This window comes from Eubacterium xylanophilum ATCC 35991, from assembly GCF_000518685.1.
Taxonomy (GTDB): Bacteria; Bacillota; Clostridia; order Lachnospirales; family Lachnospiraceae; genus Eubacterium_F; species Eubacterium_F xylanophilum.
In genome coordinates this window covers 1-3,404 of record NZ_JAEB01000045.1, presented here as the reverse complement: position 1 = coordinate 3,404, position 3,404 = coordinate 1, and the positions used below count along the sequence as shown (strand labels likewise).

2 protein-coding genes are annotated in these 3,404 nt (G+C 34.8%); both read left to right on the top strand.

Annotation, left to right across the window (positions count from 1 at the left end; genetic code table 11):
• The first annotated feature begins 105 nt into the window (after window positions 1-105).
• Window positions 106-1,116 carry a leucine-rich repeat domain-containing protein gene (locus tag L877_RS0107235; RefSeq protein ID WP_026835486.1) on the top strand — a complete coding sequence of 337 codons (1,011 nt, stop codon included), beginning with the start codon at window positions 106-108 and terminating at the stop codon, window positions 1,114-1,116.
• A gap of 200 nt (window positions 1,117-1,316) precedes the next feature.
• Window positions 1,317-3,284: a S8 family peptidase gene (locus L877_RS13540; protein WP_026835485.1), complete on the top strand. Its 1,968-nt coding sequence runs from the start codon at window positions 1,317-1,319 to the stop codon at window positions 3,282-3,284.
• Window positions 3,285-3,404: the final 120 nt, after the last annotated feature.

Genomic DNA, 3,404 nt, shown 5'->3' with positions numbered 1-3,404 from the left:
AAAATATAGAGTTAATCTAGTATGTGATAAAAACAATAACTTGTATATTGTAAAAATTCCTCTTGAAGTGGAGGAAGACGAAAGTAATATATGGAGGATCAGAATATGAAAAAAGAAAATGAATATTTTAAGTATAAAGGTTATAATCACTCAAGAAAAATATGTCTGAAAGCTGTATGTACACTTGTGTGCTGTATAGTATTATGCTCATGTGGACAGAGTGATGAGGGAGTTAAGAAAGAAGCGAACAAATCAAATAATTCAAATAAAGTTGTTGAAACTGCAACTGAATCACCTGATGTGTTATCTGAAACACCTATCATAGAATTGGATAGACTGCATATTGAGGACGGATGTCTAAAAAGTGTAGATGGGTTGTATGAAAAAGAGGAAACACTTAAGATTCCAGAAGAAGTATCAAGCATAGATAATAAGGCATTGGTTTATAATAGAGAAAATGGTAATAAAGATACATTTACAAGTTCTCAGACGTTACACATACAGATTTCAAGTAAGGTTAAACTGTCTCAGAAGAATTTTTACAACGCTGGTCCCCTTGATATTACATTCGAGGAAGGAAGAAAAATAATTGAAAAGGGAGCTTTTTCTGAAGCTGGATGTAGTGGAAAGTGTGTGAAGGTAACACTTCCTAGCTCGATTATTGAAATTAAAGAAAGAGCTTTTTACAATTACCTTGGTAAAATAACCTTGAATGATGGACTTAAGAAAGTAGATTCGTATGGACTTGCATATGCAAAGTGTGATTTGCCAGATTCGATAGAGTTTTTAGGTAATCATGCTTTGGATAGATGGGAACCTAGTTCTATAGAATCTAGTGCTAAAAAAGCAGATATAAAAGATTTCAAACTGCCTAAAAATCTTAAGTACATTGGCGACGATAGTATCAAATTAGCATACTATTATCCAAGCAATACAGTTTATTTGTCAGACAAGGTGGAGCATATTGGGAAAAATGCCTTTGAATTCTTGGTTGGCTCGGATGTTCCCGAAAATAGAATGCCAAAGGTAAAGTTTAAAGTAGATAAAAATAACAAGCGATATTACAGCGACAAAAAGGGTAATATATGCACGAATATAGTTCCTGCTCGGGAGTGATAGTAGTATATGTAATTATACTGGTCAAACAAATAGACAAAAGTAGAAATTTTATGATTTACAAGCTTTGACGCATAATGGCGAACCAAATATAATTTATCAATTATATTGACAATCCATGCTCGCTATGATATAATTTGTATTCGCGAATATGTATAGATATATCTAACAGAACAAATAACAGAAAGCGAGGTCATAAAATGACAATTAAAAGAACAGTAGCACGTTTAGTAATCACATCATTAGCATTAGGAATGATTAATGTCGGGAGTAATAATGTGCCAGAAGTTGTATCTTCTGAAAAGGAGAATAATTATATTGTTGAAGTGAAACAAGATAGTGTACTAAATAGTTTGGAAAGTAGCTATGATGTTGAGGAAACAACCCTTGATGCAGTGGAAGATAACGTTCGGGTTTTGTCCTTGACAAAGACAGAAGCAGAGGATGTAGAGAGACAAAAGGGAGTAATACAAGTTGAAGAGGATAAAATATTAAAAGCATCCTCAAGTTTCTCGAACAAAAACCAAAAAATTGATTTGCGAGAAGTTGATTTAGAGTGGAATAAGAAAATTATAAATTCAAGTGATTCAAATTCAAAATCAACTAAAAGAAAAGTAAAAATCGCAGTAATTGATTCTGGTGTTGATGCTGAAAATGACATTGATTTAGCAGGTTCAATTTCACTAGTTCCAGGAGAAGAAAATATGAGTCCATTATTTATGGATGGCAGTGGTCATGGAAATAGTGTGGCTGGGTTGATTGCAGCCAAGAATAATGGAGAAGGGATTACAGGAATTAATCCGAACGCAGAAATATATTCAATAAGAGTATTAGATGATAATAATGAAAGTCCTGTTAGTAGAGTTGTTGAAGGAATCAATTATGCCATTGAGCAGAAGGTAGATATTATAAATATGAGTTTTGGAATGGATTCTTCATCAGTCCTACTTCAAGAAGCAGTTCAAAAAGCTGAGAAAGCAGGTATTCTTGTTGTTGCTGCAGCAGGAAATACAGGAGATAATGTTCAGTATCCTGCGGCATATGATGATGTTATATCAGTTGGTTCTATAGATGATGATACCAATCTCGCGCCGACAAGTGCAAGAGGAGAAAAGGTGGATGTTGTTGCTCCGGGAGAACTTGTTTGTTCAACAGGTCAGTTTGGAGATGTATTGATAGAGTCTGGAACCAGTCTCGCAGCGCCACAGGTTGCAGCAGTAGCCTCTAAAATCATGGAGGAAAATCCAAATGCAACATGTGAAGATGTAAAAAATGCATTGGTTAATGGTGCTAACTATAATAATGAGAGTGGGTATGGAGTAGTCGATGAGAAGTATGTGTTAAAGAAATATAAAGAGATTAGCATTAGTCATAGGTTGATAAAAAAAATGAAACATAAAAATAACAATGAAATTGAAAGTAAATCAACCGCAGACTTTATCAAGGGCACATGGAGTGTTGATAATCATGAAGCTACAGTTGGTGAGGGTCATGGGAATGTAAAAAAAGGAGCACGTTATCCAGATATAGGTGGAAAGAATTTTGAAAAATTAGGAGATAATCCATGGTGGCACGGAGGTTATAAATCGAATTATATTGCCGCGTATATCTTTATTACAAGAATGGCAGATGATGTGGGTGAGGGAAAAAATATTGAAAAAACAAAGGAAGTAAGTGGACTTGGAGGGGCGAAAGAGAAACTAGTCAGTTCTTTAAAATCTGTATCTTGGAAAAAACAAGGCATGGATACGAAGGGTAAAAAAAGGGCGTTTGCGTGGGGGATGGCAATGCATGCTCTTGCAGATACTTTTGCTCATAGTGCATTTGTTAAGGAAGATGGTAAATGGCATCATCTGGATCATGAAAAAGTGAAAAAAAAGCAATGGATATCGCCGACAGATTATATATGGGTTACTGTGAAAAAGGACAAATTTGCATGCGCAGATGAAACATCAAAATCGGCATGGCCGAAGCGATTTGAAAATGCTTCAAAAGCGGTTCAAGATGCGCTAAATAAATATGACAAGAAGAAAACAGCTTCTTATACCGAGTTCAGAGCAATTAAGAAGTCGGATGGGACTTATAAAATCAACAAACTAGTAAAGTATGTTAACAGTGTCAAGGCAGGTGCTGGTGATGAGTTCGAGAATTATTCAATTGAAATTTAGGAGGAAATAATTATGAAATCTATAATACCTTTTTTACTGGTCGCGCTAGTTTTGTGTTCATGTGCAAATACGAATGAGACAGGTAATAACAAAAAGGAAGACGTATTAGAAACTGTAAAG

Bases quoted from the DNA above. Each gene is read 5' to 3' on its own strand.
- L877_RS13540 (WP_026835485.1), top strand. From the start codon at position 1,317: ATGACAATTAAAAGAACAGTAGCACGTTTAGTAATCACATCATTAGCA.
- L877_RS0107235 (WP_026835486.1), top strand. From the start codon at position 106: ATGAAAAAAGAAAATGAATATTTTAAGTATAAAGGTTATAATCACTCA.